The organism is Mammaliicoccus sp. I-M35 (assembly GCF_022386455.1).
GTDB classification, from domain to species: Bacteria; Bacillota; Bacilli; order Staphylococcales; family Staphylococcaceae; genus Mammaliicoccus; species Mammaliicoccus sciuri_A.
This window is the reverse complement of sequence record NZ_JAJNIL010000031.1, coordinates 1-417: the sequence shown is the minus strand read 5'-3', so window position 1 is coordinate 417 and position 417 is coordinate 1. Positions and strand designations below refer to the sequence as shown.

Genomic DNA, 417 nt, shown 5'->3' with positions numbered 1-417 from the left:
AAGGCAACCCAACGGGAGAATATTCAAGAGATAATCAAACAGTGACGTACGTGTATCAAAAAGCAGACGGTCATGTAACAGTGAGATATGTGGATGAGAATGGAAACAAAATTCAAGATCCAACAACTTTGAATGGCAAAGTGGGAGAAGATTATAGTTCGACACATCCAGAACGAATCAATGAATACAATTATCTAGAAACAGAGGGTAACCCAACAGGAGAATATTCAAGAGATAATCAAACAGTGACGTATGTGTATCAAAAAGCAGACGGTCATGTAACAGTGAGATATGTGGATGAGAATGGAAATCCAGTACAACCAGACACAGTATTGAATGGCAAAGTAGGAGAAGATTATAGTTCAACACATCCAGAGCAAATCAATGAATACAATTATCTAGAAACAGAAGGCAACC

1 protein-coding gene is annotated in these 417 nt (G+C 37.9%); it reads left to right on the top strand.

What is annotated here, in order from left to right; all coding sequences use genetic code 11:
• The coding region (locus LQ679_RS14680) for a MucBP domain-containing protein (protein ID WP_239763583.1) at positions 1–417 on the top strand (417 nt) is incomplete at both ends.